Raw genomic sequence first — 18,591 nt, 5'->3', positions numbered from 1 at the left:
TCACCCCAGCCAGCGTGGAACTCGTGCCCGCGAACGTGGGACAAGCGCCCGGCAACGCGGAACTCACCCCAGCCAGCGCGAGACCCGCCCGGGAGTGCAGAACTCACACCCGGGAGCGTGGGACTCGCGCGGGCGCTGGGGCGGTTCGCACTCGCCCCCGGCCCGCCCGCATTCTTGCGTCGCCCAGGCGGTCGGCCGACCCGCCCCGGCGGCCTGACCCCAGCTAACCCTCCACCAGGTTCAGCAGCGTCGCCGGGCCGAGGACTTTCGCGCCCTCCGCCGTCACGCGTGCTCGCAGCTCGCGGTCGGCCGTCACCACCACCACGTGGTCGTCCGGGCGGGCGTCGCGCGTTTTGCGGACGCTTTCCACGATCTGGGAGTCGCCGTCGCGGACCGCGGCGATCACCTCGACCTCGTCGGCCGGGGGCACGTCCCTCGCCTGGCCTTCGACGACCATCTGCACCCGCGGCCACCACGACCAGTCCGCCCCGCCGAGCCCGACGTCCGCGCTGCGCACCCCGTCGCGCGCCAGCCCGGACAACCGGTCCCGCAGCCGCTCCGCCGCGCCTGCCCGGTCCCGCCACCAGCCGTCCGGCCGGGAGCCGACCACGTTGGCCGCGTCGACCACCAGCACCAGCTCCCGGCCGAGTTCGGCGTGCAGCGCGGGCCAGGCGGCCGCGAAGTCCGCGTGCAGCGGGAACGAGCCGACCTCGTCCGGCGGCACCCACCGCAGCTCGGCGCTCTCCTCGTTGACCACCCGCTCCCGCACCGGGTGCCGGGTGTTCGCCAGGACCGTCGTGTAACTCCAGCCGCCGTGGTCGACCACCGACTCCGCGGTGGGCCGCACGGCGGCGGACGGCACCGCGGCCTCCTCCTCCGCCTCACGGGTCGCGGCCTCACGCGCGGACTCGTGACCGCGGCGCGCGCCGCCGGGCAGCGCCCACGTCTCGCCGTGGTGCGTCCACCAGGCCCGGTGCTGCAGCAGCACACCCCGCTCGGGATCGGTCAGCAGCAGGCCCGCGGCGCCGAAGAGGCCCCAATGCCGGTGGCCGCGCTCGCAGTACACGAAGCCGTCGCCGTCATCTGGGGTCATCGTTCCAGCTTGTCATACCGCCGTGGCTTCGAGCGCGAGCGCGGCGGCCCCGACCAGCGCGGCGTCGTCGCCCAGCTGCGCGGTGCGGATGCGCGCGAGCGGCCGGTGCCTGCCGCCGGTGATCGCCGCCGCGTAGTGCTCGCGGGCCTCGTCGAGGAACAGCGGCGCCGACTCCGACACCCCGCCTGCGATCACCACGATCTCCGGGTCGAACACGTCCGCGACCAGCGCCAGCCCCTCGCCGAGCCACTTCGCCAGCTCGGCCACCGCCCGCTGCGCGATGGGGTCGCCGTCGCGCGCCGCCCCGGCCACCCGCCGCCCGGTCAGCGCGCCCGGGTCCAGCGCGATGTCCCTGGACAGGACCGTGGACGTGCCCGGGTACCTGGCCAGCAGCTCGATCGCGGTCGCGGCCAGCGCGGTGCCGCTGCAGTAGCGCTCCCAGCAGCCGTACTTGCCGCACGGGCACGCCCGCCCGTCCGGCACCACCGTCAGGTGCCCCAGCTCCGGCGCGACCCCGTTCGCGCCGCGGTACAGCTCGCCGTCCAGCAGCAGCCCCGCGCCGATCCCGGTGCCGATCGCCACCAGCGCCGCGACCCCGGCCCCGCGCGCGGCGCCGAAGCGGTGCTCGCCGACCGCGGCGGCGTTCGCGTCGTGCTCCAGTGTCACCGGCAGGCCGACGCGCTTGGCGATCCGGTCCGCCACCGGCGCGTGCCGCCAGGCCAGATGCGGCGCGAACATCACGGTGCGCCGGTCGTTGGCGACGAACCCGGCGACCGCCAGCCCGACCCCGGCGACGTCTTCGTGCCGGTTGCGCAGCTCGTCGATCACCGCGGTGATGGCGTCTTCGAGCGCGTCCTCGGCGGCCGGCGTGCCCGCCCGCGCGGTGTCCAGGATCGAGCCGTGCTCGTCCACCACTCCGGCACGGACGCTCGTGCCGCCGACGTCCAGGCCGATCGCGTGCACTAGCCCTCCCGCCACTGCACCGGGATGCGCTGCACCCGGCCGGAGTCCGGCTGCGGCCGCGGCGGCGGCTGGAACCCGGGCATGTGCACGCCCTCCTGCGGCTCCCACCGGTCGGCCAGCACGGCCCGCAGCAACGCGATGATCTGCGCCGCCTGCTCCAGCACGCGGGCGACGAACTCGGGCTTCTCGCCGCGCACCACGGCGACCACGGCGCACAGCGGGCACCAGCCGCAGTCGCTGTCACCATCGGGCTTCTCGGCCGTGCCGTGCCCGGCGGCGACCACGCCGTCCAGCCAGGGGGCCGCGCGTTCGACGACCATCTCGACGAGCAGCCGGATCTCCTCGGCCAGGCTCGCCGCGGTCACGCCTTCGGTCGTCATCGGTCCTCCCCCGGCTTGGTGAGCGAGACGACGAGACCGTCCGCATCGGACTCGGCGCCGGTGATCCGGCATGGCCGCAACGACTCCGGCAGCGCCACCAGGCGGCGGAACCCGTCGACGGTCACGGCCAGGTCGTCGTCCACCCGCGCCAGGTCCAGCTCGGCCCCGCGGTCCAGCGGCAGCGCCAGCCGCAGCCGGTACCCACCGTCCACTTCGGTCACGTGCAGCAGCGGCGCGGACGTGGAACCCTTGCCCTCCAGCGGATCCCGCTCGCCGTACAGCTCGGTGGCGATCTCCCGCAGCGCGGGCAGCCCGACCGGCTCGGCGGCGCGGTGCTCCACCCTGGCCAGCTCCCAGGTCAGCTCGTTCAGCACCTCGTCCTGCTGGCGACGGCGGGTGCGCATCCAGTTCGCGGCCGCCCCGCGCCACACGCCGGGCGCGGGCATCAGCCGGTTCACGATCAGCCCGTCGACCCGGATCCCGCGCAGCGCGAGCGAGCTCAGCGTGCGGCGCGCCTCGGCGACCACGACCCGCTCCGGCGTCAGCACCAGCCGCACGGTGGTGACGGCCGGATCGGTCAGCAGGTCACGCAGCGCCGAGACGTGCGCCGCGAGGTCGCGCACCGACCGGGCCAGTCCCCGCGAGCCGGTGAGCGTGAGCTGCCAGCCGAACACCTTGTCCAGGTACCCGGCCACGGCCTCGGGAAGCGCGAGCAGCCGCAGCGTTTCCGCGGTCGGCCCGCAGTCGACCACCACGACGTCCCAGCGGCCTGCCTCGGCCAGCCGCTGCACCTCGGTCAGCGCGAGCAGCTCGTCCACGCCCGGCAGGACGCTCAGCTCCTCGGCGTCCAGCGCGTCCACCCCGGCGCCCGCGAGCGCGCCCTTGAGCCTGCCGCGCAGGTCCTGCCAGATGTCGTCGACGAGGCCGCGCGAGTCGACCTGCGCGCCGTGCAGCCGGGTGTCCACGTCGGACGGTTCGCGGCCGAGGCGCTTGCCGAACGCGTCGGCCAGCGAATGCGCGGGGTCGGTGGACACGACCAGCGTCTTGTACCCGCGGGCGGCCAGGCCCGCCGCCGTCGCCGCGGCGAGCGTCGTCTTGCCGACGCCTCCCTTGCCGGTGAACAGCAGCAGCCGGGTCATGGGCCGTCCCGCCCTCAGGCGAGGTCCTCCACGCGGCGCTTGAGCTCCTTGAGCGCGGTGTCCATGACCATCTTCTCCGCCTTGCGGCGCAGCAGCCCGATCATCGGCAGCACCAGCTCGACCGACAGCGTGTAGGTGACCCGCGTGCGGTTCCCGACCGCCTCCAGCTCGTAGCGGCCGTCCTGCGCCTTCTGCATCTGGCCGCGCACCAGGTGCCAGCTGACCGACCGGCCGTCGGCGGCCCAGTCGTACTCCAGCGTGTAGACGTCCTTGATCGGGCCGGCGTCCAGGGTCAGTTTGACCTGCTTGGGACGGCCCGCGTCGTCGGTCGCGAGCACCTCGGTCTCCCGGACCTGCTTGGCCCATTCCGGGTACGACGCGAAGTCCGCGATCACCGCCATGACCTTCTCCGGCGGCGCGTCGACCTCGATGGACTGCGTGGACTGGTCGGCCATGGCGGAGAGGTTACCGCCTGGCCCGCGTCACCACCGCAGGACGTACGGGCGCCCGGTGACCTTGAAGTGGCCGACGTTGCGGCACTCGGTGCGGCCCACCCGCAGGCGGGCCGACAGCGGCTGGTGCACGTGGCCGAACAGCGACCACCGCGGCTGCTCCGCGTAGACCAGCGCGCGCAGGGCTGACGAGCCCAGCTCGTGCCGCCGGGCGACCACGTCGTAGGTCAGCTCCGGCAGCGCGGGCGGCTGGTGGGTGCACAGCACGTCGATGTCGGTGAGCTTGCCCACCACCTCGTCGAACTCCTCCTGCGTGCGCAGGTAGGGCCGCCACACCGGGTTGGACCGGCGGATCGTGGCCCCGGCCGGCAGCACCACGCCGCCCGCGAAGCCGAACCGCAGGCCGCCGATCTCGACGACCTCGCCCTCGACCAGCCGCACGTCGTCACCGGCGAACTCGGGCCACAGGTCCGGCGAGTCGACGTTGCCCGCGATCGCGTAGGTCGGCGCTGTCATCGCCGCGAACATCGCCGCGTACTGCTCGCGGACGGCCTCCTCGACGGCGGCGGCCGGGTCGTCCAGGCTCGACCACAGCGACTTCGAGAAGGCGATCGACTCCTCGCGGGTGCCCTCGCGGCGCAGCCGGGCGAACGTGGCGACCTTCTCCGGGCCGAACAGCGTGCCGAGGATGCCCTGGTCGTGCTGGTGGTAGTCGACGAAGTCGAGCAGGTCGCCGAGGACGATCAGCGCGTCCGCCCCATCACCGGCCTTGGCCAGGGCTTCCGTGTTCCCGTGGACGTCCGAGACGACATGAACGCGCATGATTGCCCAGTTTAGCGATGCTAAGAAGTCCGCGGGGGAATCCCGGGCTCCCGACCGTCCTCCAGGATCTCCTTCAGGCCCAGCGCCACGGCCTTGGCCGCGCGGGCCCTGCGGTCGAATTCGCGGCGCAGCTGCCGGGGGCTCATTTCCCCGGCCGGGCTCGCGCGCAGGAAGTAGTGCAGCAGCGTGCCGTCCAGCGTGCGCTCGAGCCAGACCTCCATCGTGCCGACCAGCGCGCCCCGGACGGTCCAGCGCAGGCCCTCCTCGCCGCGGTCGGTGTAGACCTCGAGCACCAGGTCGGGCCAGTACCGCCGCCACGCGGCCGGGTCGGCGAACACCGCCGCCACGGTGCCGGGCGGCACCGCGAGGAAGGTCTCGTCGACGATGTCGATGCTGGGCGGCGCACCGTTGAGCGTGCTCACGCGAGTGAGAATGTCATGCCCGTGTTACCGGCGGTCCGCCCCCTTGGTCGTAAGGTGTCACCGACGCTAAGTTGTGACTGGCGAGTAACACCCTTGAACCACGGAGGTCCACCGTGCGCGAGTACAGCGCCCCGGCAGTGCAGCCGGTTGCCGATGACGAGAACCTCGCCGACATCGTGTGGGCGAACGCCGAGCGGTTCCCCGACGCGATCAGCTTCCGCCGCCAGGTGGACGGCTCGTGGCTGGACGTCACGGCCCGCGAGTTCGCCGCCCAGGTCATCGGCGTCGCGAAGGGCCTGGTCGAGGCCGGGATCGAGCGCGGCGACCGGGTCGGCCTGATGTCCAAGACCCGGTACGAGTGGACGCTGATCGACTTCGCCATCTGGGCGGCGGGCGCCGTCACCGTGCCGATCTACGACACGTCCTCGCCCGAGCAGGTCGCCTGGATCCTGTCCGACTCCGGCGCCAAGGGCGTCTTCGTGGAGACGAGCGAGCACCTGGCCGCGGTCGACGAGGTCCGCGACCGGCTGCCCGGCCTGCAGTACACCTGGCAGATCGAGGCGGCCCGCCCCGCGGTGGACGAGCTGACCACGCTGGGCGCCGACGTGGCCGACGACACCGTGCACGAGCGGCGCCGCATCGTGCAGGCGGGCGACCTGGCCACCATCGTGTACACCTCGGGCACCACCGGCCGTCCCAAGGGCGTCGAGCTGACCCACCGCAACCTGCTGGCCGAGATCCGGGCCGACATCAACGCCTTCCCGCAGCTGATGGAGCAGGGCAACTCGCTGCTGTGCTTCCTGCCGCTGGCGCACGTGCTGGCCCGCGCGATCGCCGTCACCGCCGTCACCGCGCGCGTGACGCTCGGCCACACCCCGGACGTCAAGAACCTGGTGGCCGACCTGGGCACCTTCCGGCCGACGTTCGTGGTGGCCGTGCCGCGCGTGTTCGAGAAGGTCTACAACGGCGCGAAGCAGAAGGCGCACTCCGAGGGCAAGGGCAAGATCTTCGACCGGGCCGAGCAGGTCGCGGTGTCCTACAGCGAGGCACAGGACACCGGCGGCGCCGGGCTGGGCCTGAAGGCGCAGCACCTGCTGTTCGACAAGCTGGTCTACGGCAAGCTGCGGGCCGCGCTCGGCGGCCGCTGCATCGCCGCGGTCTCCGGCGGCGCGCCGCTGGGCGCCCGGCTGGCGCACTTCTTCCGCGGCATCGGCGTGCCGGTGTTCGAGGGCTACGGCCTGACCGAGACCTCGGCCGCGGCGAACGTGAACACGCAGGACGCGTTCCGCGTCGGCACCGTGGGCCGCCCGGTGGCGGGCACCTCCGTGCGGATCGCCGAAGACGGCGAGGTCCTGCTCAAGGGCGACGTCGTGTTCGGCGCGTACTTCAGCAACGAGACCGCCACCAAGGAGGCGCTGGAGGACGGCTGGTTCCACACCGGCGACCTCGGCGAGCTCGACGACGACGGCTTCCTGAAGATCACCGGGCGCAAGAAGGAGATCATCGTGACGGCGGGCGGCAAGAACGTCGCCCCATCCGGTCTCGAGGACACCATGCGCGCCCACCCGCTGATCTCCCAGGCCATGGTGGTCGGCGACCAGCGCCCGTTCATCGCCGCGCTGATCACGATCGACGAGGAGTTCTTCCCGGCCTGGAAGTCGCAGAACGGCAAGCCGGCCGACGCGACGGTCGCCGACCTGGCACAGGACCCGGACCTGATCGCGGCCGTGCAGGGCGCGGTCGACGAGGCGAACAAGCAGGTCTCGCACGCCGAGTCGATCAAGAAGTTCGTCATCCTCGGCAACGACTTCACCGAGGCGGGCGGCGAGATCACGCCGAGCCTGAAGCTCAAGCGCAACGTGGTGACGAAGAACTACGCGACCTTCATCGAAGGCCTGTACCAGAAGTAACGAGACGACTACGCTGTGTCGGTGCTTCACGATCACCGGTGCTGGGCCTTCGAGTCCACGGCGGATTTCCGGGCCCGCGCGCGGGAGTTCCTGCGCGACGGGCTCGCCCGCGGCAGGCAGGTCTGGTTCGTCGCGCCCGGCGAGCCCGCGCTCGACGGGCTGGACGACGCGTTGCGCACCGGCGCGGCGCGGACGGTCTCGCTCGACGAGACCTGCCCCGCGGGCGCCGTGGTCGATCCGGACGAGCAGGCGCGCAACTACGCACTGGCGACCGAGGCCGCTCTGGCGGCGGGCTACACCGGGCTGCGGGTCGCGGCGGACTGGACGCCGCTCGTGACCGCCCCCGGGCAGCTCGACGCGCTCGCGCGCTACGAGCACGCGGTGGACCGGTACGCCGCCGTGCGCCCGTTCTCCGCGATGTGCGGGTACGACCGCGGGCAGGTTGGTGACGAGGTGGTGGCGAGGGTGGCGTCCATGCATCCGGCGACGAACGCCGACCCCGGGTTCCGGCTCTTCGGCTCGGCGTCGGCGTCGGCCGCGCTCGCCGGGGAGCTCGACCTGTCGACCGAGGAGCTGCTCGTCGAGGCGCTGCGGCGGGCGGATCCGCGGCCGGTGGAGGGCAACCTCGTGCTCGACGTGCGCGGCCTGCGGTTCGCCGACCACCGCAGCCTGACGCGGCTGGCCGAGCACGCCGCGAACCGTGGTGCGACACTGGTGTTGCGTGATCCCTCGCCGGCCGTCTCCCGCCTGGTCGAAGTGCTGGGGCTGTCGACGGTGCGGGTGGAGGGGGCCGCGTGACCGCGTTCGTGCACCCCGCGCTGTTCTACAGCTCCGACGACGAGTACCTGGACGCCCTCGTGCCCTTCGTCACCGACGGCCTCGCGCGGCGGGAACCGGTCGCGGTCGCCGTGCCCGGTGACCGGCTGTCCGTGCTGCGGCCCGCGGTCGGCTCGGACGAGGTGCTGTGGCTGGACATGACCGAGGCGGGCCGCAACCCCGGCCGGATCATCCCGACGGTTCTGCGCCGGTTCGCCGACGCGCATCCGGACCGGCACGTGCGCATCATCGGCGAGCCGATCTGGGCGGGCCGCTCGGCCACCGAGTACCCGGCGTGCGCGCAGCACGAGGCGCTGATCAACCACGCGTTCGACGGCCGGGACGTGACGATCGTGTGCCCCTACGACACGGCGGCGCTGGAGCCGTCCGTGGTCGCCGACGCCCGCGAGACGCACCCGGAGGTGTGGGAGGCGTCGCGGCGGTACGCCAGCGAGCAGTACGCGCCGGACGACGTGGTGGCGCGCTACAACCAGCCGGTGCCGGCCGCGGCCCCGGTGGACTTCGCGGTGACCGGTGACTGGGGCGTCCGCGAGGCCCGCCACTGGGCGGCGGAGCAGGCGCGGGTGTTCGGCTTGAGCGAGGTCCGGGTGCCCGATCTGGAGCTGATCGTCACCGAGCTGGTGACCAACAGCCTGCGCCACGCCGGCGGCTCGTGCCGGGTCGAGCTGTGGCCCGCGGACGGCCACCTGTGCTGCGCCGTGCACGACGACGGTTTCCTGGCGGACCCGCTGGCCGGGCGGCGCCCGCAGCCGCCGGGCGCGCTGGGCGGGCGCGGGCTGCTGCTGGTGCACCAGCTGGCCGACCTGGTGCGCACGTACACGCAACCGGGCCGGACGACGCAGTACGCGCTGCTGCGCCTGTGATCACAGCGGCGTCAGCGCCGCTATCTTCCACGCCCCGTCCACCTTGCGCGCCACCACGGACAGAGCCGCCGAGGACGACGTCTGCTGCCCGTTCGCCGTGTTGAGCGTCTGCTGTTCCAGGAACGCCAGTGCCCGCGCGGAATCGCCGTCGAGGTCCTGCAGCCCGAGCGACGCCACCGTCGTGGTGCGGATCAGTTTCTGCGACACCGCCTGCTCCTGCGCCGCGGCGAAGGTGTCGCGGTACTGGGTCACCGCGTCGTCCACCAGGACCGACGCGGCCGCCCGCTCGGTGCGCGCCAGGTTGCCGTAGTCGTAGGAAAAGACCGCTTTCAGGGCCGCGCTGATCTGCTCCGAGGCCTCGGCGGTCGCCGCCGGGTCCGCCAGCGCGGCGTTCGAGGTGCGCCACTGGCCGGCCTGCACCGCGGCCCATCCGGCGAACCCGCCCGCCAGCACGATCACCGCCGTGAGCACCGAAACCCACGTCGCCACACGGGAAGTCACGAAGCCCCCTGCACGGCCGCGATCTTCCACGTCCCGTCCGCCCGCGCCACGTCCGCGGTCAGGTGGCTGCGGCCCGGCTTCGGCTCACCACCACCGGACGCGATCGACACGTCCAGCACCGCGATCACCCGCGCCGCGTCGCCGTTCAGCTCGGTCACGGCGATCTGCCGCAACGACGCCGTGGCGACGAGCTTCCCCGCGGTGGCCCGGTCCACCTGCCCCTGCCGGTCCCCGCTCAACGACGAGCCCAGCTGGCCGCTCGTCACCGCGATCCACCGGTCCAGCGCGGCCCCGGCCTCGCGGTAGTCGATCGTGTTCAACGCGACCAGCGCGTCACCAGCGGCGGCGATCACCGCGTCCCGGTCGCGGGCGCGGACCAGCCCGTCGTCGTGCGCCGCACTCCACCAGCTCCACCCGAACCACGCCGCCGCCAGCACCGCCACCGCGGCCAGCGCGCCCAGCACCCGTGTCATCCCGGCAGCCCCAGCAGCTGCCCCAGGGAACTCGCGGTACCGGTGACCAGCCCCAGCACGCCGGGCATCTGCGCCGACGTGGACTGCGCGGGCGCCGGCGCGGGGTCGTTCGGCTTCGCCGGGTTGACCGGCTTGCCCGCGTACGGCGCGTTCTGCGCGCCACGCACCCCGGTCGCGCTGCCCGGCGGCTCCGCGCAGTAGGCCTGCCGGTTGGCGGGCACCTCGCGGGTGTCGTTCGCCGGGCGCTGCTGCGTCGTCTCGTAGCCCTTGGTGCACGAGTGCGGGTCGAAGAAGTTCAGCACCAGCCCGAGGTGGCCTTCGCCGTTGGACCACACCGACCGCGTGAAGGCCGAGATCACCGGGTAGGCGACCAGCAGCTGCTCGATCGCGTCCGTGCGCACCGAGGTGATCTGCGCGGTGGTGAGCAGGTTCGCGATCAGCACGCCGAGGTCGGTGCCGGAGGTCGCGAGGATCGTGTCCAGGTCCCGGGCCAGTCCGGGCGTGGTGTCGATGACCTTCCGCAGGTCCGGGTCGGCGCCCTTGAGCTGCTCGGCGATCGTGCGCAGCCCGGTGGCCATCGAGGTGATCGTGTCGGCCTGCCGCTGCTGGGTGTCCAGCACGACCCGGCCGTCGGCCAGCAGCCGCGTGGTCTGCGGCAGGTTCTCCGTCGCCGCCGTGGTGAACGAGTTCGCCGTGTCGAGCAGCTGCTGCAGGTCGTGGCCGCTGCCCGCGAACGCGTCGTAGGTCTCGTCCACCACGGTCTTCAGCGACTGCGTGTCCACACTGGACACCAGGCGGTCCAGGTTGGCCAGCACCGTGTCCGGCGAGAGCGGGATCGCCGTGCGGTGGCTGGTGATCACCGACCCGTCCGCGAGGTAGGGCCCGTCCTGGTGCTTGGGCCGCAGGTCGACGTACTGCTCGCCGACCGCCGACCGGGTCGCGACCACGGCTTCGGTGTCGGCCGGGATCTTCTCGTCGGAGGTGATGTCCAGGTCGACCGCGACCCCCTCGTCGGTCAGGTGCAGCTTGGACACCCGCCCGACCGCGACGCCGCGGTAGGTCACCTCGGCGCCCTCGAAGATCCCGCCCGACTCGGTCAGGTTCGCCGTGACCAGGTAGCCGCTGGTGCCGAACAGCCGGTCCAGCCCGGCGTACCGGCCACCGGCGTAACCGACGGACGCGAGCGCGATCAGCAGGAACGCGATCAGCTGGATCCGGTGCTTGCGGGTGATCACGGCGTCCCTCCCAGCAGGTTGCCGAGCAGGTCGCTCAGTCCGGGCAGCAGACCGGTCACCGGGTCCGGCTGGGTCTGCGCCTGCGGCGTCGCGGGCTGCGGGATCGGCAGTGGCGGCGCTGCGACCTGCGTGCTGCTCTGGTTGTTGCTCGGCAGCTCGATCGACGGGAACTTCCCGGAGTTGGCGATGTTCTGGAAGATCGCGTCCAGGTTCAGGTCGATCCGCGCGGTCACGTTCGCGTAGTCGCCCTTCACCACGTCCCCGGCGACGTCGGGCAGCGGGTAGGTCGGCAGGATCTTCAGCGCCTCCGGCAGGTTCGTGCCCGCTTCGGCCAGTTTGGACAGTGTGGGCGCCAGCGCCCGCAGGTCCGCCAGCAGCGACTCCCGGCTCGCGTCGATCGTGTCCACGGCCACGCCGGACAACCGGTCGAGCGACTGCAGCATCCCGACGAGCTGGTCCCGCTGCTGGGTCACCACGGCCATGCCGGGCGCGAGGTCCTCCAGCGCGGTGGTCAGGTTCGCGGTCTGGGCGACGAGCGTGCCGGACAGCCGGTTGAGCCCGTCGATGGCCCGGATGATCTCCGACTTCTGCCCGTCCAGCTCGGTCGCGATCCGGTCCACCCGCGCCAGCAGCGCGCGGATCTCCGCCTCGTTGCCGGTGAGCGCGTGGTTCAGCTCGCGGGTGATGTCGGCCAGCTGGTTCACCCCGCCGCCGTTGAGCAGCAGCGACAGCGCGCCCAGCACCTCCTCGACCTCGGGGTTGCGGTTGGTGCGCGCCAGCGGGATCACCGAGCCCTCACGCAGCGGCGCGGCTGCCGGTTCCCCGGCGGGCTCGGCGAGCTGCACGAACTTCTCCCCCAGCAGGCTCGACTGGCGCAGCTGGGCGAAGGAGTTCTCCGGCATCTTCAGGTCGCCGTTGATGCTCATGTGCACGATGGCGGACCTGGTGTCCGGCGCCAGTTCGACGCTGTCGACCCGGCCGATCGGCACGTCGTTGACCTTCACCGCGGCCTGCGGCACCAGGTCGAGCACGTCGGCGAACTGCGCGGTGATGCGGTACGGGTGGTCGCCGAGGTCCGCCCCGCCCGGCAGCGGCGTGTTGTAGAGCCCGGAGAACCCGGCCGTGCCGCAGCCGGCGACGAGCAGCAGCACCCCGCACAGCACCCCGGTCAGCCGCCTCACGATCCGGCCTCCGGGATGTCGACCAGCGGCAGCAACGGCAGCGGCGGGAGCTTGCCGCTGTTGATGTCGGCGAGCAGCTGCGGGATGGACGGGACCTTCGCGATGCCCTCGACCACCGGGGCGATCGCCTCGCACACGTCGCTGACCGTCGTCGGCAGGCCGACCGGCGTGGACGCCTTGATCAGCCGGCACAGCGTGGTGATCAGCGGGTTGGTGAACTCGTTGGCGTTGTAGCGGATCGCGATGCTGCCGGACGCCGCGTCGTAGGAGTTGATGAAGTTGGTCATGCCGGTCGGGCCGACGTCGAGCACCTCGGCGAGCGCGGCGCGCTGGTCGACGAGCACCTGCGTGATGCCGGCCAGCCGGTCCACATTGGACGTGAGCAGGTCCTTGTTCTCGGCGACGAAGCTCTGCACGTCGCCGAGCGAGGAACCGAGCGCGGCCAGCGCGGCGCTGACGTCGTCGGAGTCCTCGGCGAGGAAGCCCGTCACGTTCCCCAGCCGCTGGTAGAACTCGTTGAGCTGCGCGTCGCTGTCCGCGAGCGCGGTGGTGAACGACTGCAGGTTCCGCACGGTGCCGAACAGGTCGTCCTTCGAGTTGTCCAGCGTGCGCGACAGGTTCGCCAGCTCGGTGACGGTGCTGTTGAGGTTCAGCCCGTTGCCGTCGAGGTTGGCCGCGGCGGTGTCCAGCAGGTTCGACAGCGCGCCGTTCGCGTTGGCGCCCGTGGGCCCGAGGCTGGTCGACAGCTTGTCGAGCGTGCCGTAGAGGTCGTCCAGCTCCATCGGCGTCGCGGTGCGGTCCTGCGGGATGAGCGTGCCGGACGCCATCACCGGCCCGCTGTCGTAGGCCGGGGTGAGCTGCACGTACCGGTCGCTGACCAGGCTCGGCGCGACCACCACGGCGCCGGCGTCGGCGGGGATCCGCACGTCGTCGTCGACGCGCATGTCCACGCGCACCACGGCGCCTTCCGGCGTGACGCCGGTGATCTCGCCGACCGGCACGCCGAGGACGCGCACCGACGATCCGGCGTAGAGGCCGACGGTCCGGTCGAACAACGCGGAGATCCGGGTGCCGCCGCTGTCCCGGAGCACCAGGTACAGGCCGGCCGTCACCAGCAGCGCGAGCACGCACCCGGTCGCGATCCAGCGGTACACGCCGCGCGAGGCACGGCTGTCGAGCGTCATCCGCCCCCCAATCCCTGGTCCGGCGCGGAGATCGGCGGCGTGCAGCCCTCGGGGTTGATGGACAGCCCGCCCGCCTTGATCACCGGCGGCAGCAGCCCGCAGATGTAGCCCTCGAACCAGCGGCCGTTGCCGGTCGCGTTCGCGCCGACGCGGGTGAACGGCGCGAGCAGCTCGAGGCTGCGGTTCAGGTTGTCCTGGTTGTTCTGCAGGATGGTGGTGACCTCGCCGAGCCGTTCCAGCGTCGGCCGCAGCTGCGCGCGGTTGTCGGCGACCAGTCCGGACAGCTGGGCCGCGAGCTGCTGGGTGCCGGTGAGCAGCGCCTTGATCGCGTCCCGGCGCCGCTGCAGCTCGCCGAGCAGCAGGTTGCCGTCGTTGATGATCGCGGTGAGCTGGGCGTTGCGGTCGGCGAGCGTCCGCGACACCTGGCTGGTGTTCGCCAGCAGGTTCGCCAGCTCCTGGTCGCGCGAGGACACCGTGCGCGACAACGCGGACAGGCCGGACAGCGTGTCCCGCAACGGTTGCGGGGTGTCCTTGAGCGCGTCGGCGACCGCGTCGAAGCTCTGCGCGAGCTGGTTCGTGTCGATCTGGCCGACCGTCGTGCTCAGCTGCTGGAAGGCGTCCTGCAGCTGGAACGGGGTGGTGGTGCGCTCGACCGGGATCGGCTCGTCCGGGTCCTGCGCGCCCTCGCCCTTGGGTTTGAGCGCGAGGTACTTCTCCCCCAGCAGCGTCTTGATCTCGATGGAGGCCGTCGACTCGTCGCCGACCCGGGTGTTCTCCACCTTGAACTTGACGAGCACCTTCCTGCCGGCCAGCGACACGTCGGTGACCTGGCCGACCTTCACACCGGCCACCTGCACCTCGTTGTCCGCCGCGAGGCCCGCGGACTCGGCGAAGTAGGCCTGGTAGGTGGTCCCGGTGCCGAGCAGCGGCAGCTCGTCGGAGAAGTAGGACACCAGGGTCACCAGCACGACGAGCACGAGCGTCACCGCGCCGACGGCGGCCTGGTTGCGGTCCTTGAGCGCCTTCATGACGGCTTGCACCTCTCCGGGAGCTCGGTCGCAGGCAGCGGGAGCAGCGGCAGCGTGATGTTGAGCGACGTCACGCCGATGGTCCCGGTCAGACCGCAGAGGTAGTAGTTGTACCAGCTGCCGTAGCTCAGGGTCCGGGTGAACTTCTCCAGGTTGCCGGGCAGCTTCTTCAGCAGTTCGTCGATCAGCTGCCCGGAGTCGGCGAGCGTGCCGGACAGCGTCCCGAGCGCGGCGATGTCCTGCTGGACCGGCGGCCGCGCGTCGGCGAGCAGCCCGGCGGTGGCGTCGGTCAGCTCGCCCAGCGCGGACACCGCGTCGCCGATCGGGCCGCGCTGGGCGGCCAATCCGGACACCAGCTGCTGGGTCTGGTCGATCAGGTTCGACAGCTGCGGGCCGCGGTCGTTCACCGTGGTCAACACGGTGTTGAGGTTGCCGATGACCTGGCCGATCACCTCGTCGCGGTCGGCGATGGTCTGGGTGAGCGACGCGGTGTGCGACAGCAGGCTCTCGATCGTGCCGCCCTCGCCCTGGAAGACCTGGATGATCTCGTAGGAGAGCTGGTTGACCTGCTGCGGGTCCAGGGCCGCGAACAACGGCTTGAACCCGTTGAACAGCACGGTGAGGTTCAGCGCCGGTTGCGTGCGTTCCGGCGGGATCATGCCGCCCGCCGCCAGCTGGTCGTCCCCGGGCACGTTGGTGCCCAGCGACAGGTACCGCTGCCCGACGAGGTTGCGGTACTTGACGGTCGCGGTGACCGAGCCCGGCAGGCGGTAGGCCGACTGGACGGTGAAGTGCACGTCGGCGTAGCTGGTGTCGCCGTCCTGCTCGACGGTGATCTCGTCCACCTGCCCGACCTTCACCCCGACGATCCGCACGTCGTCGCCCTCGTGCAGGCCGGAGGCGTCGGTGAAGCGCGCGGTGTAGGTGGAGGTGACGCCGAAGTTGGTGTTGGCGATCGTCGAGCCGAGGATCCCGGTCAGCAGCACCGTGACGGCGGCGAAGATCAGGATCTTGATCAGCGACGGGACGAACCGGTTCACCTGACCTCCACCTCCACCCCGCGGTAGAGCGGGCCGGCGAGCAGGGTTCCCCACCCCGGCACGTCCTGCGGCGCGGCAGGCGACAGCAGCGCCGCGACGAGGTCCTGTTCGGCGGGCGAGTTCGCGACCGATCCGGTGGTGGACGACCCGCCGTCGATGATCCCGTTGCTGGGCAGCGGAACGCTCGCGCCGGGCCCGGCGGGCGGGTGCGTGGAGCCGTCCTGGATCGGCCCGCCCGGCGGGTACTGCGGCCAGCGACCGGGCGGCAGCACCATCGGATAGCAGCGCGGCCCGCGCTTGTCGAGGTACTCCGGCTCGTCCTTGCCCGGCTCGTACTTGGTGCGGTCGGCGACGAACCGGATCGTCACGTGGTTCATCTTGTCGGTGCCCGCGCCGAAGGCCTCGTACGCGCGCGGCACGGCCTCGGCGAGCTGCTGCAGCAGGCACGGGTACTCCGGCGCGTACTTCGCGAGAACCTCCAAAGTGGACTGCGAGGTGACCGTGAGGTTGATCAGGTTGGCCTGGTTGACGCGCAGGAAGCTGTCCAGGTTGTCGCTCGCGTTCGTGACCGACGCCCAGACCTGGGTCAGCGCCTGCTGCTTGTCCACCAGGGTCTTCGTGGTGGTGGTCAGGTCGGCCAGCGCCTGCAGGAAGTCCGGCGCGGCCCGGTCGTAGGTGTCCGCGACGTTCGCCAGCCCGGTGATGTCGGCCTTGATGTCCGGCAGCGACGGGTTCAGCCCGGCCAGGTACTCGGACAGGTTCACCAGCGTGGCGCCGAGCTGCTCGCCGCGGCCGTCGAGCGCGGTGGAGACCGCGTTGAGCGTGCTGGCGAGCTTCTGCGGCTGGACGGCCTGCAGCAGCGGCATGACGTTGTTCAGCACCTGCTCCAGCTCGATCGCCGAGCTGGAGCGGTCCTGCGGGATGACGTCGCCGGCCGCGATGTGCCGGGCGGACGGATCCGGCGGGATCTGCAGGGCCACGTAGCGTTCGCCGAACAGGGTCTTGGGCAGCAGGCGCGCGGAGACGTTGTCCGGGATCAGGCTCAGCTGGTCCGGGTCCAGCGCGAGTTCCAGCGCGGCGTGGTCGCCCATCGCCTGGATCGAGCGCACCTCGCCGACCACGACGCCGCGGATCTTGACGTCGGAGCCCTTGCGCAGCTGGTTGCCGACGTGGTCGGTCTCCAGCCGCACCATCGCGACCGGGGTGAACTCCTTGTTGTAGGCGGCGACCGTGGTGACGAAGAACAGCCCGCACACGACGAGGAACACCAGGCCGAGCACCTGGTGCCAGAGCCGCCGCAGCAGCACCGCCCGTCTCATCCCGCGATCCTCACCGTCGTGGTCGCGCCCCAGACCGCGAGGCTGAGGAAGAAGTCCAGTACCGAGATCAGCACGATCGACGTCCGCACCGCGCGGCCGACCGCGACGCCGACGCCGGCAGGCCCGCCGCTGGCGGTGTAGCCGTAGTAGCAGTGCGACAGGATCACCAGCACGCTGAACACGATCACCTTGCCGAACGACCACAGCACGTCCTCGGGCGGCAGGAACAGCCCGAAGTAGTGGTCGTAGGTGCCCGCCGACTGGCCGTAGAGCCACACCGTAACCTGGCGCGAGGCCAGGTAGGACGACAACAGCCCGACCGCGTACAGCGGGATCACCGCGCCCAGCCCGGCCAGCACGCGTGTGGTGACCAGGTACGGCAGGCTGGGCACCGCCATCACCTCGAGCGCGTCGATCTCCTCCGAGATCCGCATGGCGCCCAGCTGGGCGGTGAACCCGCAGCCGACGGTCGCCGACAACGCGAGCCCGGCGGCCAGCGGCGCGACCTCACGGGTGTTGAAGTAGGCCGAGATGAACCCGGTGAGCGCGGCGGTGCCGAGCTGGTTGAGCGCGGCGTACCCCTGCAGGCCGACGATGAGACCGGTGAACAGGGTCATGCCGATCATCACGCCGAGTGTCCCGCCGATCACCGCCAGACCGCCGGTGCCGAAGCAGACCTCGGTCAGCAGCCGCAGCGTTTCCCTGCTGTAACGGCGAAGTGTGCGCGGGGCCCAGGCGAGCGCGCGGACGTAGAAGGAGAGCTGGCTGCCCAGTCCCTCCAGCACGGCGCCGGGGCGCGCGATCATCTCGAGTGTCCGGTCGGACACCCCGGGCTGTCTCTCCAGCGTTTCGGCGGTCATCACAGCGCTTTCGGCGGAATGATCCGCAGGTAGATGGCGGTCAGCACGACGTTGATGAGGAACAGCAGCAGGAACGTGATGACCACGGCCTGGTTCACCGCGTCGCCGACGCCCTTCGGCCCGCCGGCCGGGTTGAGCCCGCGGTAGGCGGCCACCACTCCGGCGACGAACCCGTACAGCACGGCCTTGATCTCGCTGACGTAGAGGTCCGGCAGCTGCGCCAGCGCGTTGAAGCTGGCCAGGTACGCGCCCGGGGTGCCGCCCTGCATGACGACGTTGAAGAAGTAGCCGCCGAGCACGCCGACCACGCTGACCAGGCCGTTGAGCAGCACGGACACGACCATCGCGGCGAGCACGCGCGGCACGATGAGGCGCTGGATCGGGTTGACCCCGAGCACCTCCATCGCGTCGATCTCTTCGCGGATCTTGCGCGCGCCGATGTCAGCGCAGACGGCGCTTCCGCCGGCGCCCGCGACGAGCAGGGCGGTGATCAGCGGGGCGGCCTGCTGCACGATGGCCAGCGCGCTGGCCGCGCCGGTGAACGACTGCGCGCCGATCTGCTGCGTCAGCGAACCGAGCTGCAGCGCGATGACCGCGCCGAACGGGACGGCGACGAGCGCGGTGGGCAGGATCGTCACGCTCGCGAAGAACCAGCACTGCAGGATCCACTCGCGGAACTGAAAGGGCCTGCGCGGGATCGCCCGCAGCACTTCCCAGGCCAGTGTGGACAGGCGGCCGACCTGGGCGAGCGCGGCGGTGCCCGGTACCGTGAGCGTTCCCGTGCGTGACCCCATCACACCTCCGCGACCCCAGCCTCGTTGCTCTGAGTCTTACTCCCTTGCGGGAAACCGCTTTGCGTTAGCGGTGTTTACTTCGTATTCCCGTGAAG

At 71.9% G+C, this 18,591-nt stretch carries 20 protein-coding genes; 3 read left to right on the top strand and 17 right to left on the bottom strand.

Translation table 11 applies throughout. The features are described 5' to 3' along the window. Positions 1 to 223: 223 nt before the first annotated feature. From ABZ193_RS22965 to ABZ193_RS22935, 7 genes are read right to left on the bottom strand one after another with little or no spacing between them, the layout of a single operon-like run. A complete protein-coding gene (locus tag ABZ193_RS22965) occupies positions 224 to 1,093 on the bottom strand; it encodes an NUDIX domain-containing protein (RefSeq protein ID WP_354711393.1) in 870 nt (289 codons plus the stop codon). A gap of 12 nt (positions 1,094 to 1,105) precedes the next feature. Beyond that, positions 1,106 to 2,041 (bottom strand): ROK family protein, encoded by a 936-nt coding sequence (locus ABZ193_RS22960; RefSeq protein WP_027936303.1) that lies wholly within the window; start codon positions 2,039 to 2,041, stop codon positions 1,106 to 1,108. A gap of 14 nt (positions 2,042 to 2,055) precedes the next feature. Continuing rightward, positions 2,056 to 2,436, bottom strand: a complete 381-nt coding sequence (locus ABZ193_RS22955) for a hypothetical protein (RefSeq protein WP_020421044.1) — start codon at positions 2,434 to 2,436, stop codon at positions 2,056 to 2,058. Continuing rightward, the gene (locus ABZ193_RS22950) at positions 2,433 to 3,575 is read right to left on the bottom strand and encodes an ArsA family ATPase (protein ID WP_354711391.1); all 1,143 of its coding nucleotides are present in this window, start codon (positions 3,573 to 3,575) and stop codon (positions 2,433 to 2,435) included. The genes ABZ193_RS22955 and ABZ193_RS22950 overlap by 4 nt, the downstream gene beginning before the upstream one ends. A gap of 14 nt (positions 3,576 to 3,589) precedes the next feature. Further along, the gene (locus ABZ193_RS22945; protein ID WP_017983871.1) at positions 3,590 to 4,030 is read right to left on the bottom strand and encodes an SRPBCC family protein; all 441 of its coding nucleotides are present in this window, start codon (positions 4,028 to 4,030) and stop codon (positions 3,590 to 3,592) included. Between the two features lie 27 nt (positions 4,031 to 4,057). After that, positions 4,058 to 4,849 (bottom strand): metallophosphoesterase, encoded by a 792-nt coding sequence (locus tag ABZ193_RS22940; RefSeq protein WP_354711389.1) that lies wholly within the window; start codon positions 4,847 to 4,849, stop codon positions 4,058 to 4,060. A gap of 20 nt (positions 4,850 to 4,869) precedes the next feature. Then, on the bottom strand, positions 4,870 to 5,271 hold the full coding sequence (locus tag ABZ193_RS22935; RefSeq protein WP_020421047.1) for a hypothetical protein: 402 nt from the start codon (positions 5,269 to 5,271) through the stop codon (positions 4,870 to 4,872). A 113-nt stretch (positions 5,272 to 5,384) separates the two neighbouring features. Between ABZ193_RS22935 and ABZ193_RS22930 the strand changes: the two genes are divergently transcribed. The 3 genes from ABZ193_RS22930 to ABZ193_RS22920 are packed head-to-tail and all read left to right on the top strand — an operon-like array spanning position 5,385 to position 8,881. Then, on the top strand, positions 5,385 to 7,181 hold the full coding sequence (locus ABZ193_RS22930; RefSeq protein WP_354711388.1) for a long-chain fatty acid--CoA ligase: 1,797 nt from the start codon (positions 5,385 to 5,387) through the stop codon (positions 7,179 to 7,181). 21 nt (positions 7,182 to 7,202) lie between these two features. Next, a complete protein-coding gene (locus tag ABZ193_RS22925; protein WP_354711387.1) occupies positions 7,203 to 7,979 on the top strand; it encodes an MEDS domain-containing protein in 777 nt (258 codons plus the stop codon). Then, on the top strand, positions 7,976 to 8,881 hold the full coding sequence (locus tag ABZ193_RS22920; protein WP_237337264.1) for a sensor histidine kinase: 906 nt from the start codon (positions 7,976 to 7,978) through the stop codon (positions 8,879 to 8,881). The genes ABZ193_RS22925 and ABZ193_RS22920 overlap by 4 nt, the downstream gene beginning before the upstream one ends. Here the strand turns inward: ABZ193_RS22920 and ABZ193_RS22915 are convergent, their stop codons facing one another. From ABZ193_RS22915 to ABZ193_RS22870, 10 genes are read right to left on the bottom strand one after another with little or no spacing between them, the layout of a single operon-like run. Next, positions 8,882 to 9,382, bottom strand: coding sequence for a hypothetical protein (locus ABZ193_RS22915; protein WP_354711386.1), 501 nt, complete (start codon positions 9,380 to 9,382; stop codon positions 8,882 to 8,884). After that, positions 9,379 to 9,855 (bottom strand): hypothetical protein, encoded by a 477-nt coding sequence (locus ABZ193_RS22910; protein WP_354711384.1) that lies wholly within the window; start codon positions 9,853 to 9,855, stop codon positions 9,379 to 9,381. Before ABZ193_RS22910 ends, ABZ193_RS22915 begins: the two co-directional genes overlap by 4 nt. Next, the gene (locus ABZ193_RS22905) at positions 9,852 to 11,090 is read right to left on the bottom strand and encodes an MlaD family protein (RefSeq protein WP_354711383.1); all 1,239 of its coding nucleotides are present in this window, start codon (positions 11,088 to 11,090) and stop codon (positions 9,852 to 9,854) included. The genes ABZ193_RS22910 and ABZ193_RS22905 overlap by 4 nt, the downstream gene beginning before the upstream one ends. After that, positions 11,087 to 12,271 carry an MCE family protein gene (locus ABZ193_RS22900; protein ID WP_354711382.1) on the bottom strand — a complete coding sequence of 395 codons (1,185 nt, stop codon included), beginning with the start codon at positions 12,269 to 12,271 and terminating at the stop codon, positions 11,087 to 11,089. Before ABZ193_RS22900 ends, ABZ193_RS22905 begins: the two co-directional genes overlap by 4 nt. Continuing rightward, positions 12,268 to 13,455, bottom strand: a complete 1,188-nt coding sequence (locus tag ABZ193_RS22895) for an MCE family protein (RefSeq protein ID WP_020421055.1) — start codon at positions 13,453 to 13,455, stop codon at positions 12,268 to 12,270. Before ABZ193_RS22895 ends, ABZ193_RS22900 begins: the two co-directional genes overlap by 4 nt. Next, entirely contained in the window at positions 13,452 to 14,483 is a 1,032-nt protein-coding gene (locus ABZ193_RS22890; RefSeq protein ID WP_354711381.1) for an MCE family protein, read from the bottom strand. The genes ABZ193_RS22895 and ABZ193_RS22890 overlap by 4 nt, the downstream gene beginning before the upstream one ends. Next, positions 14,480 to 15,523 carry an MCE family protein gene (locus ABZ193_RS22885; RefSeq protein WP_237337257.1) on the bottom strand — a complete coding sequence of 348 codons (1,044 nt, stop codon included), beginning with the start codon at positions 15,521 to 15,523 and terminating at the stop codon, positions 14,480 to 14,482. The genes ABZ193_RS22890 and ABZ193_RS22885 overlap by 4 nt, the downstream gene beginning before the upstream one ends. Then, positions 15,520 to 16,842 carry an MCE family protein gene (locus ABZ193_RS22880; protein ID WP_354711380.1) on the bottom strand — a complete coding sequence of 441 codons (1,323 nt, stop codon included), beginning with the start codon at positions 16,840 to 16,842 and terminating at the stop codon, positions 15,520 to 15,522. The genes ABZ193_RS22885 and ABZ193_RS22880 overlap by 4 nt, the downstream gene beginning before the upstream one ends. Beyond that, positions 16,839 to 17,702, bottom strand: a complete 864-nt coding sequence (locus ABZ193_RS22875; RefSeq protein ID WP_027934932.1) for an ABC transporter permease — start codon at positions 17,700 to 17,702, stop codon at positions 16,839 to 16,841. Before ABZ193_RS22875 ends, ABZ193_RS22880 begins: the two co-directional genes overlap by 4 nt. Then, entirely contained in the window at positions 17,702 to 18,496 is a 795-nt protein-coding gene (locus ABZ193_RS22870) for an ABC transporter permease (RefSeq protein ID WP_020421060.1), read from the bottom strand. Before ABZ193_RS22870 ends, ABZ193_RS22875 begins: the two co-directional genes overlap by 1 nt. Positions 18,497 to 18,591: the final 95 nt, after the last annotated feature.

The organism is Amycolatopsis sp. NPDC006125, from assembly GCF_040614195.1.
GTDB classification, from domain to species: Bacteria; Actinomycetota; Actinomycetes; order Mycobacteriales; family Pseudonocardiaceae; genus Amycolatopsis_E; species Amycolatopsis_E tucumanensis.
This window is presented reverse-complemented; position numbering and strand designations above follow the sequence as displayed.